Source organism: Rhizobium sp. 11_C7_N12_5, from assembly GCF_051811145.1.
Classification (GTDB): domain Bacteria; phylum Pseudomonadota; class Alphaproteobacteria; order Rhizobiales; family Rhizobiaceae; genus Rhizobium; species Rhizobium lusitanum.
Map to the genome: position 1 here is coordinate 1,278,583 of NZ_JBPWPY010000002.1, position 20,770 is coordinate 1,299,352.

General features: G+C 52.8%; 17 protein-coding genes. 6 read left to right on the top strand and 11 right to left on the bottom strand.

Annotation, left to right across the window (positions count from 1 at the left end):
• Positions 1-43 precede the first annotated feature (43 nt).
• Positions 44-2,515, bottom strand: coding sequence for a glycoside hydrolase family 3 C-terminal domain-containing protein (locus tag AB8B29_RS25040; RefSeq protein WP_037199652.1), 2,472 nt, complete (start codon positions 2,513-2,515; stop codon positions 44-46).
• A gap of 300 nt (positions 2,516-2,815) precedes the next feature.
• On the opposite strand from AB8B29_RS25040, the gene AB8B29_RS25045 reads away from it, so the two are divergent.
• Together AB8B29_RS25045 and AB8B29_RS25050 are read left to right on the top strand one after the other, a co-directional pair.
• On the top strand, positions 2,816-3,637 hold the full coding sequence (locus AB8B29_RS25045) for an ABC transporter permease (RefSeq protein ID WP_439006771.1): 822 nt from the start codon (positions 2,816-2,818) through the stop codon (positions 3,635-3,637).
• A 37-nt stretch (positions 3,638-3,674) separates the two neighbouring features.
• Complete coding sequence (locus AB8B29_RS25050; protein ID WP_034511416.1) at positions 3,675-4,418, top strand: ABC transporter ATP-binding protein; 744 nt, start codon at positions 3,675-3,677, stop codon at positions 4,416-4,418.
• Positions 4,419-4,504: 86 nt separating this feature from the next.
• On the opposite strand, the gene AB8B29_RS25055 is transcribed toward AB8B29_RS25050, so the two are convergent.
• The 9 genes from AB8B29_RS25055 to AB8B29_RS25095 are packed head-to-tail and all read right to left on the bottom strand — an operon-like array spanning position 4,505 to position 14,105.
• Positions 4,505-5,347, bottom strand: a complete 843-nt coding sequence (locus AB8B29_RS25055) for an NAD-dependent epimerase/dehydratase family protein (protein ID WP_037199657.1) — start codon at positions 5,345-5,347, stop codon at positions 4,505-4,507.
• Positions 5,344-6,570 carry a class I SAM-dependent methyltransferase gene (locus tag AB8B29_RS25060; protein WP_037199658.1) on the bottom strand — a complete coding sequence of 409 codons (1,227 nt, stop codon included), beginning with the start codon at positions 6,568-6,570 and terminating at the stop codon, positions 5,344-5,346. The genes AB8B29_RS25055 and AB8B29_RS25060 overlap by 4 nt, the downstream gene beginning before the upstream one ends.
• Positions 6,567-7,118 (bottom strand): dTDP-4-dehydrorhamnose 3,5-epimerase, encoded by a 552-nt coding sequence (gene rfbC / locus AB8B29_RS25065; RefSeq protein WP_037199663.1) that lies wholly within the window; start codon positions 7,116-7,118, stop codon positions 6,567-6,569. The genes AB8B29_RS25060 and rfbC overlap by 4 nt, the downstream gene beginning before the upstream one ends.
• Positions 7,115-8,191, bottom strand: coding sequence for a CDP-glucose 4,6-dehydratase (rfbG, locus tag AB8B29_RS25070; protein ID WP_197072840.1), 1,077 nt, complete (start codon positions 8,189-8,191; stop codon positions 7,115-7,117). The genes rfbC and rfbG overlap by 4 nt, the downstream gene beginning before the upstream one ends.
• A 2-nt stretch (positions 8,192-8,193) precedes the next feature.
• Entirely contained in the window at positions 8,194-8,961 is a 768-nt protein-coding gene (rfbF, locus tag AB8B29_RS25075) for a glucose-1-phosphate cytidylyltransferase (RefSeq protein ID WP_037199665.1), read from the bottom strand.
• Positions 8,962-9,009: 48 nt separating this feature from the next.
• The gene (locus AB8B29_RS25080) at positions 9,010-10,662 is read right to left on the bottom strand and encodes a hypothetical protein (RefSeq protein ID WP_156143679.1); all 1,653 of its coding nucleotides are present in this window, start codon (positions 10,660-10,662) and stop codon (positions 9,010-9,012) included.
• A 23-nt stretch (positions 10,663-10,685) separates the two neighbouring features.
• Positions 10,686-11,981, bottom strand: coding sequence for a glycosyltransferase family 4 protein (locus AB8B29_RS25085; RefSeq protein ID WP_081938833.1), 1,296 nt, complete (start codon positions 11,979-11,981; stop codon positions 10,686-10,688).
• A 24-nt stretch (positions 11,982-12,005) separates the two neighbouring features.
• Positions 12,006-13,178 (bottom strand): glycosyltransferase family 4 protein, encoded by a 1,173-nt coding sequence (locus AB8B29_RS25090; RefSeq protein ID WP_081938834.1) that lies wholly within the window; start codon positions 13,176-13,178, stop codon positions 12,006-12,008.
• Positions 13,179-13,187: 9 nt separating this feature from the next.
• The gene (locus AB8B29_RS25095; RefSeq protein WP_051964086.1) at positions 13,188-14,105 is read right to left on the bottom strand and encodes a hypothetical protein; all 918 of its coding nucleotides are present in this window, start codon (positions 14,103-14,105) and stop codon (positions 13,188-13,190) included.
• Between the two features lie 912 nt (positions 14,106-15,017).
• On the opposite strand from AB8B29_RS25095, the gene AB8B29_RS25100 reads away from it, so the two are divergent.
• On the top strand, positions 15,018-15,689 hold the full coding sequence (locus tag AB8B29_RS25100; protein WP_113108438.1) for a transglutaminase-like cysteine peptidase: 672 nt from the start codon (positions 15,018-15,020) through the stop codon (positions 15,687-15,689).
• Here AB8B29_RS25100 and AB8B29_RS25105 read toward each other — a convergent pair.
• Positions 15,677-16,012, bottom strand: coding sequence for a hypothetical protein (locus AB8B29_RS25105; RefSeq protein WP_113108437.1), 336 nt, complete (start codon positions 16,010-16,012; stop codon positions 15,677-15,679). The genes AB8B29_RS25100 and AB8B29_RS25105 overlap by 13 nt on opposite strands.
• Positions 16,013-16,436: 424 nt before the next feature.
• On the opposite strand from AB8B29_RS25105, the gene AB8B29_RS25110 reads away from it, so the two are divergent.
• From AB8B29_RS25110 to AB8B29_RS25120, 3 genes are all read left to right on the top strand, one after another.
• On the top strand, positions 16,437-17,540 hold the full coding sequence (locus AB8B29_RS25110; protein ID WP_051964088.1) for a class I SAM-dependent methyltransferase: 1,104 nt from the start codon (positions 16,437-16,439) through the stop codon (positions 17,538-17,540).
• Positions 17,541-17,972: 432 nt separating this feature from the next.
• A complete protein-coding gene (locus AB8B29_RS25115; RefSeq protein WP_081938835.1) occupies positions 17,973-19,973 on the top strand; it encodes a glycosyltransferase in 2,001 nt (666 codons plus the stop codon).
• Between the two features lie 59 nt (positions 19,974-20,032).
• The gene (locus tag AB8B29_RS25120; protein ID WP_439006772.1) at positions 20,033-20,758 is read left to right on the top strand and encodes a hypothetical protein; all 726 of its coding nucleotides are present in this window, start codon (positions 20,033-20,035) and stop codon (positions 20,756-20,758) included.
• The last annotated feature ends 12 nt before the right edge of the window (positions 20,759-20,770 follow it).

Sequence of the window (20,770 nt, forward strand, 5' to 3'; positions counted from 1 at the left end):
GCAGTTGTATGGCCTGACCACTAACGGCAACCCTGTTACGACGTCAGATGGAGCGATCCGAGGTTTTGCCGATCCATTCCCTGGGGTTTTCGATCATGATCGCCGAGCGGATATCCGTCGCGTTGGCAGCCAGCAAAAGCTGGTAGCGGCCGGCAGCGGCGCGGAACGCCTTCGTCTCCATATCGAAATAGCTGAGATCGCGGGGCTTGACGAGCAGCGACGCCCTGCCCGTTTCTCCAGGAGCAAGCCGAAGCTTGGCAAAAGCGCGCAACTCCTTGTCCGGTCGCTCTACCGTCGCGGCAAGCGGCCGCACATAAAGCTGCACCAGTTCCGATCCCGCTCTGTCGCCGACATTGGTGAGGTCGACCGTGACGGTGATGCCGTCGGGTTCCATCTCCGTCGTCGACGCCTGCCCCTCGCCCCAGGAAAAGCGCGTATAACCGAGACCGAAACCGAAGGGGAACAAGGGTTCGATGCCGCGCGTATCATGGTGACGGTAGCCGACGAAAACGCCTTCGGCGTAGCGCACATGTCCGTCCTTGCCGGGATAGATCGCGGCATCGTCTGTGATCGCGGAATTGTCCGCCAGGCGCTTCGGGAAGGTCTGAGGCAAGCGGCCACCGGGCTCGGCGTCGCCGAACAGCACATCGGCCACGGCGTTCCCAAGTTCCTGGCCTGGATACCACATCTGCAGCACAGCCTTGACCTTGTCGAGCCATGGCATCTCAATAGGTCCGCCCGTCTGCAGCACGACGACCGTATTGGCATTGACCGCCGCCACCCTTTCAATCAGCTCTTCCTGCCGGCCGGGCAGGCGCATGTCGGGCAGATCGAGCCCTTCGGTGTCCCATTGCCCATCGCGGCCAACGAACAGCAGCGCGATATCAGCGGCACGTGCCGTCTCGACGGCCTCTCCCATGTCCGCTTCGCCGAGAGGTTTCTCCACGCCGAAGCGGACGGCCGTCAGATTGATCCCCTCCTCGGTCGTCGCGGAAGAGCAATACTCGACAACGATCTGATATTGCTGGCCGGCCTCAAGGTGTACGCCCTGACGCTGCTCGACATTGGCCGTGCCGAAATAATTGTCGCCGCGCGTCCAGCCGTCATAACCGTTCACGACCAGTCTGCCGTCGACATAGAGCTTGGCAAGGCCGGCATTGGTCATGCCGAAGATGTGTTCGCCGCTTTCCGTCGGTGTGTAGAAAGCCGTCATGCGCGCGGAGAAGTCGCTCGGATCAAGCTCGGGGGACGGCAGGTCGAACCAGAAGAACTCACCCTTATTCGCCGGCTCCGCCGCCACCGGCGAACCGGCCAAGTTTTGGCCCTTGAAGTATTCCACTCGCATCTCGCCGGAAAAGAGATTGATCAGACGATTGTTGCGGCAGCCCGCGGCATAGCGGATGCTGTTGGCATTCGATAGCGCCGCGCGGATGCCTTCAAGCGGGCTGATCTTATAATGAGCGGCAATCTGGGCACTGCCGCCGCCCATGACGCGCGCCTCGGCGGCATTCGGCCCGATAACGGCCACATGCCCGAGCCCTGGTTTTTGCAGCGGTAGAATGCCATCATTCTTAAGGAGAACCGCGCCTTCGGCGCCAAGCTGACGGATCAGAGCCCTATCCTCGGGCAAATCCGACGCATGCTCCGTCAAATCCGGGGTGATCTCGAAGGCGCCGACGCGTTCAAGCAGCGTCAGGATGCGGCCGGCGGTCGCACGGACGGTCTCGGGCTTGACCTCACCGTTCCGTACCGCCTTCACGAGCTTTTCGCCGCGATCGCGCGACGGCCCCGGCATTTCCAGATCGAGCCCGGCATTGACCGTTGCTACGGTCGAATGCGAACCGAACCAGTCAGACATGACGATACCGTCGAAACCCCATTCTTCACGCAGGACCTTTGTCAGCAGCCAGGGGTGCTCGCTGGTATAGGTGCCGTTCAATCTATTGTAGGAGGACATGACCGCCATCACGCCGGCCTTCTTCACGGCCTGTTCGAACGGCGGCAGGTAGATTTCGCGAAGCGCGCGCTCGTCAATATCCGACGACATCGTCTGTCGTTCGATCTCGGACTCATTGCCGGCGAAATGCTTGATCGTCGCGGCAACACCCTGGCTCTGCACGCCCTGGATATAGGCAACCGCGAGCGCTGCCGTCAGCATCGGATCTTCGGAGTAGCATTCGAAATTGCGGCCATTCAGGCCTGAACGATGGATATTGACCGTGGGCGCCAGCAGGACGGCAGCGCCCTTGCTCTTCGCCTGGCCGGCCAGCGCCACACCCATGCGTTCGACTAGCGCCGGGTTCCATGTCGCGCCAAGCGCGATGGCAACCGGAAAGCAGGCCGCATTGACGCCGGCGACCAGCGAGCCGGCACCTCGCGCGCCATTCGGACCATCCGTGACCTTGATCTTCGGAACGCCGAGACGCTCAACTGGCACGGTGGTCCAGAAATCGGCACCCGCAAGCAGCGAAACCTGTTCCTCAAGCGTCATCCGGTCAAGAATATCGTCGATCATAAAACCTCCCGAAGTTTTCTGCACTCGCCGGCTTTAGGACAGCCACTCTCTTTTGCCTTTGTGCTTGTCGAATAACACTGGCTGGTTCAAATCGCCAGCAGGCAACAGCGCAACAGAGAACAGCTCTCCGGGTTGGCCTTATTCTAACCGCCGTCCACAATGAGGCGTCGCGATAGCCGTTTTGGGTAAATTTGCATAAGGGGGCTATTCTCGGTTTCCATGCTTTGCTAGGGGTTCGCCTTAAAATGATCGCATGTCTTTGTTGCTGAAGCAGGAGACGAAGCTGAAAATGGATTGCCGGTGAGAAATCTGAAAATCGCAAGTAACGAAGTGCCTTATCACGGCGCCGTGTGGGATATTACGGAAGCCTTATCGAATTTCCGCCTGGCTGCTTTGCTCGGATGGCAAGATGTGGCGCAGCGCTACAGACGATCCAGGATCGGCGCGTTCTGGCTCACCATCAACATGGGGGTCTTGATCGGAGCACTAGGTCTCGTTTTCGGCACGATCTTCAATACGCCTATGAGCGAATTTCTTCCCTTCATATGCGTTGGCCTGATTTTTTGGGGTTATTACACGCAGATCGTCAGCGAGGGGTGCTCCGGATTTATATCCAATAGCGATATAATACTGCAATTGGATCTGCCATTCTTCACATACATTTTGAGAGTATGGTATCGAAATTCCGTAATACTTGCGCATAACCTGGTTATATTTCCGATCGTTCTGCTAATATTCTGGAAATCCATAGAGCTTTCGGCACTATTGATAGTGCCGGGATTCTTTATCGTGACGTTAAATATGACTTGGATCGCATTGACGCTGGCGATCCTATGCACTCGCTATCGCGACCTGACCCAAATTGTGCAGAACATCATGCAAGTGATGATGTACGTCACGCCGATCATGTGGATGCCGGACCATTTGCCGCAACGTGCATCGCACGTCATGCTCGACTACAACCCCTTCTTTCACTTGATTTCGGTCGTCAGAAATCCGCTTCTTGGGCAAACTGTTACAGCAGCAAACTGGGTTGTTGCTATCGGCATAGCGATTGTCGGCTGGTCTTTCGCGCTTCTTCTATTGAAAAAATACAGAGCCCGCATTGCCTACTGGCTGTGAGCAAAGAAACCAGACATCTCAGAAAACGCAGGCAATTATGACATCCATCTCTCTACAGAATGTCACAGTCGACTTCCCGATCTATAACGCGCGCGGCAGGTCGCTCAAAAATCGCGTTATGAAAATGGCGACTGGTGGCTCGATCAACTCTGAAAGTGGCGGTGTCGTCGTCGTCCGCGGACTGGACAATATCAATATCGAACTGAGCCGGCATGACCGGATTGGTCTCATAGGCCACAATGGCTCGGGCAAAACGACACTTCTGCGCGTGCTGACGGGCGTTTATGCACCGACTTCGGGCAAGGTCGACATAAGAGGCAAATGCACATCGCTCATCAACATCTCTCTCGGGATCGACCCAGAAGCCACAGGGCGTCAGAATATTTTTCTTCGGGGCGCTCTATTGGGCTTCAAAAAGGAAGAGATGAAGGAAAGGCTGCAGGAAATCGAGGACTTTAGCGAGTTGGGTGATTTCCTTGAAATGCCGGTTCGCACCTATTCGTCAGGCATGCAATTGCGATTGGCATTTTCTATCTCCACCATTCTTCAACCCGAAATCCTGATCATGGATGAATGGCTGGCGACAGGCGACGAGGGATTCAAGGCCAAAGCCAACCAGCGTTTAAACGAGCTTGTTGAAAAGACCCAGATTCTCGTAATCGCTAGTCACGCCAAGGATCTTCTGGCAAAAAATTGCAACAGAGTGGTGTGGCTTGAACACGGCAAAGTGCGGATGGATGGCGCACCGAGCGAAGTGCTGGACGCCTATTTCGGCCCGTAACCAAGCGCGTCTCTTCGGCGAAGTCCGCAGGCGTCGCCGCTGAGAAAGTACATTAGCTCGCTGGGACAAAGCTTGGATCTTATTGTTCAAAAACCAAGCGTTCTCAATTTGTCGGGCATTCCCCAAAAGGCAAGTGCTTCGTAATCGGGATAGCCATAAACACCACGGTTCAGTCGAATGGAGCCTGAATTCGCCCGTAGATGTCGTTCGACCAAGTCGAACACTGAAGTGGGGCGTCCGCTACAGCAATTTATCACACCCGAAACGTCTGGTCGCATGATCACACGCGCAAAACGCTCGGCAACCTCCTCTATCGGAAGGTAATCACGAAGCTGATCGCCTAGTGACATATCGAATGACTGCCGCTTTTCCGCGAGCGCTTTATCAAGCTGCGATAGGAGGCTTCTTTCCGACTGGCCTGGCCCATACATGTAGAACAGACGCATCCACTGCAATGTGAACGGTTGCGTTTTTTGCATCAGCTGAAGAGTTTTTCGAACCGTATCCTTGGCCAGCCCGTAGGGTGTAGTCGGCCTTGTTTCCGCGTCTTCAGCCAAAGGACCGAACTGCAATCCATATTCAAGGCAAGTCCCGGCGACGACCAAATGAGGCACGCCCCATTCGACAAGCCTCTGGAACAAGGCTATTTCGGCCCCTAGATTATGCGTGAGGTTGAACAGCCCACGATAGTCGGGAAGACCTGGCCAAGCGAGGTGAACAAATACGTCGGGCCGATCCATCCTCGCAGCAAGCGATTCCGGATCGATATACAGATCACAGCTCACGAATTTGACCTTGTCCGGCCAGGACATTTTCGCAGCTTTGCTCGCATCTCGAGCTATAGCTGTGATCTCGTGCCCTTCGGCAAGGAGACGGGCTACGACATGCCCGCCCACAAAACCAGTGGCCCCAGATACGGCGATCTTCACTGCAGCACAGTCAGCTTGGGAATGGCCACCACAAACTGACCACCCCAGCTACGAATAACAGACTGCGCGCCAGCCACCTCTTCGGCAATGTTCCAGGGCAGGATTACAACCCAATCAGGCTTGCGGGCCTTCAGCTCGTCGGGATGAAGTATCGGTATATGGCTGCCCGGCATGAACTTCCCCTGCTTCGACGGCGCAGCATCGCATACGAACTGAATGAGGTCCGTCTTCAGCCCGGCATAGTTCATTAAAGTGTTGCCCTTTGCGGCTGCACCATAGGCAGCGACAATCTTACCCTTTTTCTTCTGCTCCAGCAGAAAGGAGAGGAACTCATCCTTGATGGCGTTCGCTTTATCCTGGAAGTCCAAATAGGTGTCGACTTTGCTTAAACCAAACTCTTCCTCGCGCCGCAGCACTTCAGCCACGTGAGGCGATGTATCGCGCGTGTCGGCAGTGCGGCAACCATAGACTCGCAAGCTTCCACCGTGGGTGGGAATTTCCTCCACGTCGAACAGCCGCAACCCGGCGCGCTCAAAAATTCGCTTTACGGCGCCAAGCGAAAGGTACGAAAAATGCTCGTGATACACGGTATCAAACTGAACGCTCTCCATGAGCCGCATCAAATGCGGAAACTCGAGCGTTACCGTTCCACCGGGCTTGAGAACGATTTCAAGCCCAGCCGTGAAATCGTTGATATCGGGCACGTGCGCATAAACGTTATTGCCGCAAATCAGATCGGCGGATCGGCCTTCCTTCACTAAAGTCCGTGCCGTTTCAGCGCCGAAAAACTGCCTAAGCGTTGGCACGCCGAGCTTCTCGGCAGCATCCGCAGTGCTGTCCGTCGGCTCGATACCGAGACACGGGATTCCCTTAGCCACGAAGTTTTTCAGAAGATACCCATCATTGGACGCAACTTCGATAACAAAGCTGTTCGACGACAATCCAAGGCGCTTTTCGATAGCATCGCTGTAGGCTTGCGCATGACGCAGCCAGCTTTGCGACGTTGAGGAAAAATACGCGTAGTCACGAGCAAAGAGATCCTCGGCCTTCTTATAGTCGTCGGTCTGGACCAGCCAGCATTCGTCACAGACAAAAAGGCGCAACGGGTTGTAAATCTCTGAGCGCGTCAAGTCTGCGACACTGAGATAGTCGTTGGAGGCCGGAGCGTGACCAAGGTCAAGGAAGACAAACTTGAGTTCGTTTGCACAATGGCGGCACTTCATAGGTCAACTCCGTCGAAATTTGCGTCAAGAAAGGGATGGCTGGCATCCCTGGATGAAAGGTGAGCTGGCGGCAATGGCCATGCTATACCGACCCGCGGCTCGTCATAGCGAACGCCGCCTTCGTGTGCCGGAGAATAAAACTCTGTATGCAGGTAGAGTAGGCGCGAATTGGCTTTCAACACTTGAAATCCATGTGCACATCCCTCGGGGATTATGAAAGCGAGACCATTCTCAGGAGAAAGCTCGACGCCATGCCATTGCAAGAATGTTGGGGATCCGCGCCGCAAGTCGACCGCGACATCGTAAACCTGCCCCTCAATGCAACGGACAATTTTTGTCTCGGCACGTGGCGCATACTGAAAATGCATGCCACGCACCGCACCAACGGCAGCCGTCATCGACATATTCGCCTGGCGGATGACCCGATCATCAAGCGCGTCACCAAGCTCGTCTTGGCAGAAGACCCGCGAAAACGTCCCACGCTCATCGCCAATGACCGTAGTTTCGGCAATAAACAGTCCTTCAATCTCGGTCTCGATCAATTTCATGCAACAGCCTCAGACCAGGCAACACCCCTCTGCGAGGCAAGCGCGCAGTATTGCTCCAGCTGCCGGATCGAGGATACCGCTTCATTTTCGATGAACTCCTGATACCAGGAAGCTGTCATCTCAACGGTTTCCTCAAAGGAAAGAACCGGCCGCCATCGCAGCAATTCACGCGCCTTGCTGCTGTCCAGATAAAGCAGATTGGCTTCATGCGGCTGTGGCGACGCTGAACGATGCCACTCCACTGCCGCCCACTGCGCCTTGACGGCTTGGAGCACCTGCTCCACCGGGCGGTTCCCCTCTTTCTCAGGGCCGAAGTTCCATGCTTCCGCCGCTTTGCGCTCGCCTGACAGCAACGCTTCACCGAGCATGAGGTAGCCGGATAGGCATTCCAAAACGTGCTGCCACGGGCGGGTCGCAGCTGGCGAGCGAATTTCCAGGGTCTGGCCTGACTTTACCGCACGAACCAAATCAGGAATAAGCCGGTCCTCCGACCAATCGCCGCCTCCGATTACATTGCCTGCACGCGCGGTTGCAAGCAGCTGATTGCCCTTATCCAAAAATGACCGGCGGTAGCTCGCGGCCGCAATCTCAGCGGCTGCTTTCGAGGCGCTGTACGGATCGTGCCCGCCCAATCGATCGGTTTCCCGATATCCCCAAACCCATTCGTTATTCTCATAGCACTTATCGGTGGTTACCGAGACGATGGCTTTGACGGCGCGGCTATTGCGACACGCGTCAAGAACATTGACCGTTCCCGTGACGTTGACATCCCACGTTTCAATGGGCTCACGGTAAGAGCGTCGAACGAGAGGCTGCGCCGCAAGATGGAAAACAATCTCGGCTTGGCTGTCTTCAACGATCTCGCGAACTTTGACGCGATCTCGGATATCGACATACTCGGATCGCATGTCCAAACCCAGCAGATCCCAGTGACTTGGCTGGGTCTCGGGTGGCAAAGCAAGACCCACCGGCTCAGCACCAAGCATACGCAGCCACAGGCAAAGCCAGCTGCCCTTGAAGCCGGTATGGCCCGTAACCAGAACCTTCCGGTTCCTATAAACGTTGTTGAACATGCCTACCAGCTCTTCCAGGGAGCCTGACCAGACGCCCACATTTCTTCAAGCAAATTCTTTTCGCGCAGCGTATCCATGGCCTGCCAGAAGCCGGTGTGCTTGTAGGCAGACAATTGGTCTTCGCGTGCAAGTGCCTGCAGGGGATCCTGTTCCCATACCGTGAGATCACCCTCGATATAATCGATGACCGAGGGCTCCAACACAAAGAAACCGCCATTGATCCAAACGCCGTCGCCGGCTGGCTTTTCCTGGAATTGGTGAACTGCGCCATTCTCGATCAGTAGCGAGCCATAGCGGCCGGGTGGCTGAATGGCAGTCACCGTCGCCTTACGGCCGGCAGCGCGGTGATGTGCAATAAGTGCCGTTATGTCGATATCCGAAACACCATCGCCGTAGGTAAAGCAGAAGGTGTCGTCGTGCAAATAGCGCTCAACACGCTTCAAGCGCCCCCCCGTCATCGACTTTTCACCCGTATCGATAAGAGTGACATTCCAAGGTTCAGCGTTGCGCTGATGTATTTCGATTTCATTCGACTGCATGCGGAATGTGACATCCGACATATGCAGGAAATAATTGGAGAAATACTCCTTGATCACATATCCCTTGTATCCAAGGCAGATAATAAAATCATTGATGCCATGGTGCGAATACATCTTCATGATGTGCCACAAGATCGGCTTGCCACCGACCTCGATCATCGGCTTCGGACGCAGGTGCGACTCCTCGCTTATTCGCGTTCCAAATCCGCCCGCCAGAATGACCGCTTTCATCAAATATCCCCTGTCTGTCCCATAGCCGCTGGTGTTTGCACTTCGCGCTTATCTCATAAGGACCCGCTTTCGCAAGCGCTTCATTAAGCCGTGGAGCATGAAAATGCCATCGACGATGCGTGGATACTGCACGATTTTATTTACGAGCAACTGCTCTCGAGAGAGATGCACGGTTCCAAAAGTGGGTACCTGCACAGGTACCGACGCTGCTTTAACGTGCTGCTTCATCCAGAGATAAGCAAAGGGATAGGAAGAGCGTAAGAATTCGCCCTGGATTGCAATCTCGGCAAGTGGCCCCGCGTCGGCGGACAACTGTTTGACAGCTGTTCGCAAGTAACCGCCAAGCCTCCTTAAGAAAAAGACAGGTGCGCGCGCGACTAGCCTAAATACAAAGACCCTTTCGCTGAGCGCGCCGCCCTTATGATCGTTAAGAACGGAACGGAAGGTTCCGATTGGCATAACGAAGGAAGCCAGCGGGATGATCCCGCCGGAAACGATGTCCTCAATGGTCTCGGTCTTCCACCCCTCAATGAGCCTGGGCTCGAGCTCAGCACCCTGTCTGTTGCTTTCGAGAACTGCGTAATTCATGTCGAGGACAGCGACGATATTCTCAACACCGGCGCCCAAGACATAAAATTGGCGCGCGTCCCGAACATAATTCGGGAACAAGGATGTGCTGGCATCGAGAAAAGAAACCAGCCCAGACGCCGGCAATAGCGCCGCTATCTCATCGCCGCATCCCATTAACACATCTTCGGAAGCTACGATCGCCGCTGGACCTGCTGACAAGACGCGAATGTCAACAAACATGCCGAAGTAGCTGCATTCCAGTTCCAAAGATTGGCGTAGTCGGTCTGAACACACCACGATCACCCGTGACGGTTTATCAAACTGACCGCAAACGCTGAGCAGCGCCTCCCGGAAGCTGCTTTCGCTCGCATCGTCGCAGCGTAAAACGAGCGTGACCTCCTGTAACGTCCGGTGATGGAACAGGCGAGCCAGGGTAGACTCTACCTCTTGTTTGTAGAAATCACGCGTTACGTCGGGTTCTACATCGAGCTCCACCGGGCCCATCGACGTTACAATTGTCTTGTTGCCATAGGTCCTTCCCAAATCCCGACCAAGCGCCTTAGAACGTTCCTGCCATTCCGCGACATTACCCTGACCAAGATGTCGAAGGGGAAGATTGATGACAAAAACGGGTAAGCTCTGGGACCAAGAGCGGATGCAAAGCAACGTGTCGTAGTGATGGAAGCCTCGATAATCCTTATTGAAGTCGAAAACGAGATCCTTGTGGATTACGAGCAGGTGACCATCGAGGTGTACTGCCGGCAACGGATGTGGGAAGGGATAAAGAATTCCATGATAATCGACCATATTTCGAACGATTTTGAAATATGGATAGCTGACACCTGCCGGACCTAGCAGTCCCCAGGACAAGCCGGCCTCTTCGATAAGGGCAATCTGCTCGATCAACCGATGCAGAAAGTCCTCTGCAAAATAGATGTCGGCATGCATGATAAGCAGATGCTTGCCTGGATGACGCTCCCTCACCTGCTCTAAATATGTGAAGTAGTCGAGCTGAGAATTGTGGTTGACGACGAGATCGACTGTGATCGCGCTTCTTACTCGCCACTGCTCAAGGCACTCTAATGTCGCCGCCGTTGCTTGATGGTGCTCTCCAACAAGAATGGAAAGCACGAAATCGTCGAGTGATATGGGTATCAAAAGCTACTCCCGAATCTAAGAAATCGCCGCAGACGGACTCGGAGGGAAAGAGCAGCTCTTTTCAAGAAAAACAAAAATCCATGACGATTATAAGTGTCTCTCAGCAAAAATGCGAAGGTCCCGCGTCCACGCAGATCAATGGCCGGTTGGTTTGTCCCGCTATCCTTATCTGAATAAGCCGCAGCGCGTAGTGCAGCTTCCAACTCAATGGCACTCTTTTCCCAAGTAAAACCCGCTGCGAAGGCCTGAGCGCGTGACGCCAACCGATGTCGCAAGTTCTCATCGTTGCCAAGCAACAATAGTTTCTCCAGCAGGTCTTCAGCATTATCGACGAGAAATCCCGTCTCACTATCGCAAACGACCTCGGTATGGGGGCCATGTCTGTATGCCATCACGGGCGTGCCTTGATACTGAGCCTCGAGTAGGGGCAAATTCAGCCCTTCCCAATGTGACGTACTGACAAAAATGTCACTGCCAGCAAATGCCGCCCCCATGCGACTAGCCGGTAGATTGAGACATGGCTCGATTCCAAGGGAACGCAGCAGTTTCGTCTCGTCATCTCCTCCTCTGCCAACAACGACAAATCGAAGCGTCGACTGTCGGGATCTCGCGCGAGTGGCAAGCTCAAGAAATTCAGAGAATCCCTTGTATGGCTGTTCGTCATTCTTGGCCTGAACACGCCCAACCCAGAGAACTAGGACGCTATGAGCTTCAAGTTTCAGATCTTCGCGGAACTTGCGAGCTTGTTCAGGCGTCGCTCTTTCGTAGTGATCACAGCCGAGATAGACGACCTTTGACAAGCCGCGTAGCCTTTCCGGCAACCAGTCCTGGATACTGCGGGAAATGCATAGGATTTTGTCCTGAGCACGAAGTTTAGGAAATATGTTCTGGAAACGATATGAGACGGAAGCGTCAAGATTGCGGCCAATTTCCAGTCCAAAAAAACGGCCCGGTGGAGTTCCGTATTCGATAGCCACTACAGGCGCGCGCAATAGTGGCATGACGTCATAGAATGGCGATGTATTGACGACCCAGACGTCGTTGTCCGATTGGTTGAAATAGTCCGCTAAGGTCACTGTGTTGCGAGCCGCAGAGCTGGTCATGACAAGTTCTTTTTCAGCGGATAGGTCGACCACTTTATAAGGTCGGGGAACGGAACTATCGAGCCGATGACAAAGGACGCTTACGTCATAGCCTTTTTTGGTAAGAAAGCACGCATACTCATGCACTACGAGATCGACACCGTAGCCCAAAAGCAATCGTTCCGTCAGAAAACCAACCTTTAAGGCCATACCAAAGCACCTCTCTTGCCGGACTTATAAGGCTTGAGCATAGACTTGCATCAAGCGATCAAGATGATGATCCCACGAGAAATTCCTGCTTCGGATCAAACCATCAGCCCTCATCTTATCGGCATCTGCAGGACTATGCACGATCGCTTCAATCGCTTTTGCCGTTCCTTCGACGTCAGATGGCGAGACTAGAACTCCCGCATCTCCAATAACCTCCGGCATAGATGACGTATCGGAACAAATCACAGGACATCCCGATTTCATGGCTTCCAGAATAGGCAGACCAAATCCTTCATAGAGGGAAAGATATAGAAAACAGTCCGCATGATGGTATAGGGCTGGTAAGTCCGCCAGATCGGCAAAACCGGTAAAAATCACGCGGTCCGCAAACCCACATTTTGCAAGATAATCTTTCAGATCGTCGTTTTTCCAACCCCACATGCCTGTGCAGACCAAAACATATGGCTCTCTAGAATTGGCACGAACGAACGCCCCAAACGCATCCAGGACCTGCTGGAAGTTCTTTCGTGGTTCAATTGTCGATACGGACAATAAGTAGCGATGACCTGGCGGAATGCCGAACTTCGCAAGAAACGGCTCGCGATCAGAGAATACACCCCGATCGAAAATCGGATCAGCATCGATATAGTTCACGCTCACTTTGTCTGGACTTACATCGGCATGATTCAAAAGATCATTTCTTGTTGCTGCGGAAATGCAAAATACATGATCGAAGTCCGCCAAACGCTTCATTTTCATGCGTTCTTTTGTGATATTCAGTTCCTCATGAAATTGAGGAAATAAGGTCGTCGTTAAGTCGAAGTAAGTAATCGCATTGAATCTCGTCTTTGACGGAGGTTCGAAAAACCAATCAATGCAATGATAAACATCAAAATGCTCTGTCGCCTGGGCAATTGCCGAACCGAGGCCGGGCATATAATTTCGAAAGGAATTTCCGGCCCACTTACGTCGGATCTTTTCGACGAGCGTTTCTCTATTCCCTTCCAAGATGGCAATGACGTCGCCGCGTTGCAGAAACGCTGCAATCTCTGGGTCCGTAACATTACGATCCCCTATGAGAATCCTGAAATCTTCAGGAGCAAGACGTTCACGATAGCCGCGTGCAACTGCGTAGCCATAATTCACGATGCCGGTGCGTGGAAATCTGAGGGCATAGCCATCAAATGAGATTTTCAATGGCGTACCTCAGATCAGATTGGGTCTCATGCCGGAATATAGACCAAAATCAAGGATATCAATTCTGGGATGCGTTTTGGCAAACCGTTCGATTTTCGGCTTGACGGCCTCGAGTTGAGCAAGTGCGGCTTCCTTTGTATGGCGAGCAATCCACTGATTATCCCAGAACAATTTCATCTTGGATTCAAATACCGCTCTATTCGCCGAAAAATACTTCCATGTGAGGATCAGGTGGCTCAGGGCCATGTTGAATTCATGAGTGGCCACCGAATGAGAGTTGTAGCGCGCCTCGAAGATCCCTCGCGTCATATGTGCAACAACGGCGTCGTAACGATAGAGACACACACCCCCGTCCAGCCAGGCTCGCCAGCTAAGATCGACATCCTCGCAATAAAGGTAGATCGCCTCGTCGAACCCGTTCGCCCGCTCAAAAAAAGCAGCGGAGATCAATATACAGGCCCCGCTACACCAATTGACCTCCAGCGTCTCACGGTCAAAGGTCCTTGGCGGATTCTCGATTGGAAACTGTCGAGCTTCGACGATATTTGCACGGCCGGCGCTACTGATGAAGGTCGAATACAGCTTATCGAGCACATCGGGCATGAGGATCATGTCCGGATTCATGGTTATGAATGCGTCAAAAGGCTCGACCAGCTTCTTCGTATACTCTCTCCATATCAAATTCTGTTTTTCGCCATAGCCGCAATTTCGGTCTATGCTGATAACATTCGCTACAAAATGATCGTTTGACAGCGCCTGGACTCGTGCAATCGTGGCTGCCCGCACCGGCTCATATACAACGATATTTGCGGTAAGCTTGTATTGCTTGCCAACTCCGTTCTGATGGCGCAGCGCCAGAACACAATCCTCGATGTAACGCTCGAACTCTACCGTGCTCGACAATATCTGAACTGGAATATGAATCACGTCATACCAACCTTTAGCGACGCCTCTGTCGGAGCTTGCCTGCAGCCATCCAAAAATACCCGCGGGAGCTTGCTCTCTTATCTGCCAGCCGCGAGCATAGCCAGTCTCTTTAATACCTCGGCATGCTGTATTCTAGTAATCTGCATGCCCTGGTCTTCGATAGCGCGGGGCGTTGCACGATTTGCGCTCGCTCAAATTCTAAAGCATCCCGATGCGAAAATATGCCGGCGAAAATACCAAAAACGTGCTTATTGCTTATCCAATCGAGATCAGCGTGGGGATTACCGCGTTGATCGTTATGCAAAGCATCGCTCAGATTGAAAGGTGCATTGTCTGCAGCGGGAAATTCATGTCCGCTCACGAATCGCTTCCCAAGCGCAACCGAAGAAGCCACCCTCTTTCGGACAGTGCTCATAGAATTGAAAACTTGGCTGAATTTTTTCGCGCAGTCGATCGCAAAATGTTGATATTTTCACGTACATACCAGCCTTCCCAGGAGTGATATTGGCAGCTCTAATGAGATGCATCTTTCGAACTATTCAATAGTTTCCGGTAGGTTTCCACAGTGTCGAAAATATGACTGTTCTCGGCCACAATGCGGCTCACTGGATTGGGTCTCCTCTAATGTCAAATCAAGAGCTCTCTATGCGATAGTCCGACCGCCTGGGGGAAGTTCGTGAGGGTGAAGATTGTCGACATCGTCGGTGATTGACCTCTCTGAAGAGAACCAGGCAGACAATTTTGGACGACAAATCTCTCCGTTCGAAACGGCGGCTCAAACACCAGTCGCTCGGGCCAATGTTTATGACAGCCCAGATCGCAAAAAACGTAGCTTTGCTAAAATGCGAATAATCTTCTTCTGAATAAATTTGACCACATCGGATTTCATGAACCCAATTCATGGAGCCGAATATGCGTTCATTCCTCGTTGCAGCCAGCTTTCTCTTCGTTGCCGGCCTGCTGTTTTCGACAGCGACCACCGCAAAACCCGTCGCCAATGCTGCCACTGAAGCGCATCGGTTTGCCCGCATCATCACCGATGCCAGTGCACCCGTCGGCTGGACCGGCTTCTGCACAGCGCAGCCTGCGGAATGCGTACCTGGCCAGACGAGTGAAGAATTTGTCACGATCGACCAAGAGCGCGGAGCGCAATTGCAGCAGATCAACAGCCTCGTCAATCACAAGATTCAGGGCATCGGCGACAACGATCATTACGGAATCTACAAGCTCGGCATCATCAACTGGTGGACCTACCCGGACGACGGCGCCGGCAATTGCAACGACTATGTCCTTCTGAAAAAGAAGCTGCTTGTAGAAGCCGGCTGGCCGCGTTCGGCGCTGCTGTTGACCGTGGTCCTCGACACGCACAATGAGGGACATCTCGTCCTGATGGCCCGGACGAATGACGGCGATCTGGTCCTCGACAATCTCACCGACTCCATCAAAACCTGGGGCGGAACCGGCTATACATTCATCAAGCGCCAATCCGCTGACAATCCGAACACCTGGGTCCGGCTGGAATCGGGCCGCACGCCCGAAGAACTCGCCATGATCAGCAAGGGGCTGAAGGCTCATTCGCAGTGATTTTCGGACCAATAGGTGTCTATAAGGCTCTTGCCGTCCTTGTCCAATATGGCGAAATCGCCTGGTATGATGACGAAAAAACGCTCCGCTTCCGGGGCCTGTTCGCCGCCCTCACCGCGAGTACCGTCAATGCGGCCGCAGACTACGAAACCGGGCATTTTCGAACTCGGCTTGGCGGTCAAGATGTGAATTGCCGAAGTCGGCACGTCGATACGTCTCGCGACCGCAGCCTTCGCAAGAGCCGGAACATCGGCCGTCGTCGGTACCGCCTCGCCTGGTGCCGCCGCGAGCAAAATACCTCCCGCCATCAGAAGATGTTTCACCGGTATCCCTTTCAGAAGCAGGGCGACAATTTCATCATCACCTCCGGCGGCGCCATACTGGGCGTGTCCGCGCCGAGGCCTTTCGACGAAAGTTTATCGTGATTCGCCGAGTGGAAGAAACGCCCAACCTCACCTTCGCTGGTCGATTGAATAGGAAGATTATGCGCGGCGCGGGGTTTATTTTGGGCTCTGGTTCATATATGGCAATGAAATCGCTTCATACTAGCCACCGCCTCCCATGCTTTCAGCTTATACGGCAGTAGTGATCGTGATGCTTTATAGCATGGCGGCTCAGATCCTGACGCTACTTGCAGATTCTTCACAGTGTCGCAATTTATTATCTACCAACTTTGTTTTGCATTTCTTTGATTGCAATCCTTGGCCCACGAAGTATATGGCTTACTTTGTAAGATAGGAAACAGCAATGCAGCTGCCGACGCTACGCGAGATTTTTGAGGCCCACGACCGATTGGGGTCAGACAAGTGGACCACATATTTTGGCGCCTATGATGATCACTTCGCTCGATTCCGAGAACGGCCCATAACCCTTCTAGAAATCGGGATACAAAATGGTGGATCCCTCGAAATATGGGCGAAGTATTTTGCGAATGCTACGCGAATTGTTGGTTGTGACATTGACGAAAAGTGCCGGGACCTAACGTTTGAAGATCCGCGTATTTCCGTGGTGATCGGCGACGCAAATTCCGCAAATTCTTATCAGGCAGTCACAAGTGATGTAGCGGCCTTTGATATTGTCATTGACGACGGCTCTCATCTGGTAAGTGATGTAATTCAATCTTTTGCGCTATATTTTCCGAAGGTAAAGCCTGGTGGGGTATACGTGATTGAAGACCTCCACACATCCTATTGGGAAGGCTTTGGAGGTGGTTCGGACCTGGACCTAAGTTCCATGGGGTTTCTGAAACTGCTGGCCGATGTAGTAAACAAAGAGTTCTGGCGTGACGACCGCGTTGGCTTCAATCTATTGCAAAATTATGCTTCGCGATATGACGTCGCCGTCAATGATGCAGGCCTTGAAATCGATGAAGTGGCCTTTGGCAACTCTGTTTGCATCATTCGAAAGAAAGTCCTCGACGGTGAAGAAAATAGGCGCCATATCACTGGCAACGTCTTCAAGGTACTAGACTATACCGAAGTCAAACCTCTGTCAGGAAGCAAAGAGCTACTTAATTCATTGCATATTACTCGTAACCTGATGCCTGCCACAGCACGACAGGCCGAGTTTGTGCAACTCTCGGCCACCACACTGGAAAATGTGCGCAGAATTGAACAGCTGGACGCCGAGCTGCGCACCGTTTCAACGTCTGCCAACGAGGCATTAACGCAAGCGCAGCAAGAGATAGCTTCCGCCAATGACGCGCTGGCTTCTGTCAATGACGCGCTGGCACATGCGAGACAAGAGATCGCAAGCTTGAAAAACAGCTATTCGTGGCGGCTGACTGCGCCGCTCCGATATATGCGGCTGACCACGCCATTACGATATGTGAAAGCGGTATTTCGCCACTAATTCGTCGAATTGTTGGGCAAGATGCGCGTTTTGAGCAACGTTGTCCGAATTGGCAATGGGAACGGCTGACGATCAGCCCCAGACACTTGAGCCTCCGGTGGCAAACACCGAAGATTCGGCGCCATCCGATGCCGCCGAGGAACCCATATTGCCCTTGGGGCATGGCTAGTTCTCTTCGCTGATCTATGGATCTGCGGTTCTGTTGTTGAGCGCCACCACCGGACACCGCAACCAGCCCGATCTACCCACCACTTTTCAGGCCCCGCTGTCCCGACCAAGTTGGTCAATGTGGCGCCCCCCAGCCATTCGTAAAGCGAAAGATATATTGAAGGTTTGCCATGCAACGAGTTTTATGGCTTAGTCCGAAATCAGTTGGATGATGCAATGCAACATGCTTCAAGTGCGTATTTTTGCTGAAATTCAAGGGCGGCGATGCTTGGCTTGATAGAACGCGTTCTAAAACGGGCGATTGGGCGGAAAAGTGTAAGTCCGTCGGCTCACCCCGGCTTCAAAGAATCGGCATATCCCAGCTTCAAAGAAGAATCGGGCTTGTTCGATCCGCAATGGTACCTAAAAAAATACCCGGAAGTAGCACAGGCGGGCATTGATCCGCTTGAGCACTATGCCGGTCGTGGCGTATACGAAAATCGAATGCCGAACCAGTATTTCGATCCACATTGGTATCTATCTCACTACCCAGACGTTCAAAAAGCCGGCGTAAACCCATTTATTCATTATACCATGTGTGGCTCGAAAGCGTGCCGTGATCCATCGCCAGAGTTCGACACAGGCTGGTACGCAGATCAGATTGGAAGTTCCACCATCGGTGACGAACTGCCGCTGGCGCACTATCTTCGTGTGGGGCGAAACCAGAAACTCCCAACTATTGACAGCAACCGGCAATACAGGCGCTTTTTATTGCGAGAAAGGCAACGCTTCGTCTTTGAGTTTGAGGAGTTGAGTAACCATGTCCGGGCGATGGTCTATCTCCCCAAATTTGTGGTGTTTATCGAAGGCGGCAGCCGCGCCGACCGCGAGGAGACGATAAAATCACTGCGCAGTCAGATCTATGATCGCTATGCAATCGCTGAAACCGTTGTCGATATGCTTCCCGTTTATGACGATGCAACGGGTCCGAACTACTTCATTTGGCTCCGCGCCGGCGATGTCTTGCATAGTACGGCGCTCTATAGATTCGCGTCTGCGATCAATGCTCAGCCTAACACCGATATGCTTTACGGTGATGAGGACGTCCTAGTAGATGGTCGTCGAAGCGATCCGTTTTTCAAACCTGATTGGAGCCCAGATTACTTGGAGTCCTTCAACTACATTGGACGGGCAGCGTGCTATCGTTTGCCCACCGCCATTAGCCTTTTTAAAGGGTCAGTGAGCAACTACGACTTTGTTCTGCGGTTTACTGAAAGTGTTAAATCCGTCCAGCATTTGCGCGTCGTTCTACTTCATAAGCGCGAGCATGAGATTACTGAAGATAGCGACGTGGCCGCGCTCACCGCCCGATTGAACAGGACCGGACGTGCAGGCCTCGTGCGACCTATAGTAGACGGCTTAGGCGCATATAGAAGCGACATTACTTGGAAAAATCCGCCCCTTGTCTCTGTCGTGATACCAACAGCAGGAAATGTAGTAACCATCGGCGAGCGGAAGATTGACCTCATTGTGAACTGCATTGAAAGGATCGCGCAGTCCAATTTCAAAAACCTGGAATTCATAGTCGTCGACAACGGCGATCTTTCAGAGAGCCAACGTCAATCGCTTGAAAAATTCGATTGCAAAATGGTTACCTTTAATGAGCCTCGATTTAACGTTGCTACGAAACTGAACCTGGGTGCACGTCACGCCAAAGGGGAATTCCTTCTCCTTATGAATGATGATATTGAGCCGATGGTGCCCGACTGGATTGAGAGAATGCTTGATCAGTTTGCGAAACCACATGTCGGTGTAGTAGGCGCAAAACTACTATATCCTGACGAAACGACTCAGCATGTTGGAGTGGTCATTACTTCGGGTAGCCCGGATCACGTTAGGCGTTGGATGCCGCGATCAGATTTAGGTTATTTTTATAGTACTTGCGCGGTCCGCAACTACTCTGCTGTGACTGGCGCCTGCATGATGACCCGTGCTTCAATTTACAGATCGGTGGGTGGCTATACACAGGGGCTTGCTGTTAGCTACAACGACGTTGACTACTGCCTAAAAGTGCGCGCCCTTGGGTTGACTGCCGTGTACACTCCATTCGCCGAGCTCACTCACTTTGAGTCGCAATCTCGCGATGCCAAGCTTGATCACTCGGAAGCTGCTTACTTTGGTAAGCGCTGGGCCACAATGGTTACGCAAGACCCCTATTACAACGAGGAGTTTTTCAACATTTTGCCCTCGAGTTATCGCATTTCCTTGAACCCAAGGCAGCTTTGATGTCTCAGGGAAGACCTGCATTTCTATACGTAGCCCGTGGACGCGACACCGAACCACTCTTGCGTTTCAAGCGCTTTGTGAGCGCTTATCAAAGGCATCCCGCCGGCGCAGACCACGATTTAATTATTATTTTCAAAGGTTTTGATAACGCGGACGATTTGGCCAAAGCCAAGGCGATTTTTAGTGCTATCCATTATAGGGCCATCTCAACAGACGACGATAACTTTGACTTGGGCGCGTATCGAGTTGCGGCAGAAGAGCTGACACACGATCTCGTAGGACTACTTAATTCTAATGCCGAACCCAACTCCCACGGTTGGATTGCGAAACTTTTGAACAACTTTGGCCCGACCGTCGGCGCCGTCGGGGCGACTGGATCCTTCGAATCGTTGCACGGGCTGGATTATACAATCCCACCATTTCCCAACGTTCACCTCAGATCCAACTCTCTCATTATGAGGCGCACTGATTTATTGGCAATGTTTCCAAAGCGCATTCCAAACAAATACAGCGCTTTTCATGTTGAAAGTGGACCCAACAGCTTTACTCGCCAGTTTTTTGAGCGAGGCCAGTCAGTACTTGTTGTTGGGGCAGATGGTCGAGGCTATGCGGTTCCGAGGTGGCCGGAAAGCAGGACCTTCCGTCAAGGCCTTCAAGAAAACTTACTCGTCCATGACAACGTCACCCGCACGTATGATGCAATGAGTTTTGATCGCAAAAAAGAAATATCAGAGGGTACGTGGGGTAAATACATCGAGCCGGAATTCAGCATATTCCCCAGATAAAATAGAAAATCC

Coding starts and splice junctions, on each gene's coding strand:
- AB8B29_RS25040 (WP_037199652.1), bottom strand. CDS start 2,515: ATGATCGACGATATTCTTGACCGGATGACGCTTGAGGAACAGGTTTCG.
- AB8B29_RS25050 (WP_034511416.1), top strand. CDS start 3,675: ATGACATCCATCTCTCTACAGAATGTCACAGTCGACTTCCCGATCTAT.
- AB8B29_RS25060 (WP_037199658.1), bottom strand. CDS start 6,570: ATGAAGTGCCGCCATTGTGCAAACGAACTCAAGTTTGTCTTCCTTGAC.
- rfbC (WP_037199663.1), bottom strand. CDS start 7,118: ATGAAATTGATCGAGACCGAGATTGAAGGACTGTTTATTGCCGAAACT.
- rfbG (WP_197072840.1), bottom strand. CDS start 8,191: ATGTTCAACAACGTTTATAGGAACCGGAAGGTTCTGGTTACGGGCCAT.
- rfbF (WP_037199665.1), bottom strand. CDS start 8,961: ATGAAAGCGGTCATTCTGGCGGGCGGATTTGGAACGCGAATAAGCGAG.
- AB8B29_RS25085 (WP_081938833.1), bottom strand. CDS start 11,981: ATGGCCTTAAAGGTTGGTTTTCTGACGGAACGATTGCTTTTGGGCTAC.
- AB8B29_RS25100 (WP_113108438.1), top strand. CDS start 15,018: ATGCGTTCATTCCTCGTTGCAGCCAGCTTTCTCTTCGTTGCCGGCCTG.
- AB8B29_RS25110 (WP_051964088.1), top strand. CDS start 16,437: ATGCAGCTGCCGACGCTACGCGAGATTTTTGAGGCCCACGACCGATTG.
- AB8B29_RS25115 (WP_081938835.1), top strand. CDS start 17,973: ATGCTTGGCTTGATAGAACGCGTTCTAAAACGGGCGATTGGGCGGAAA.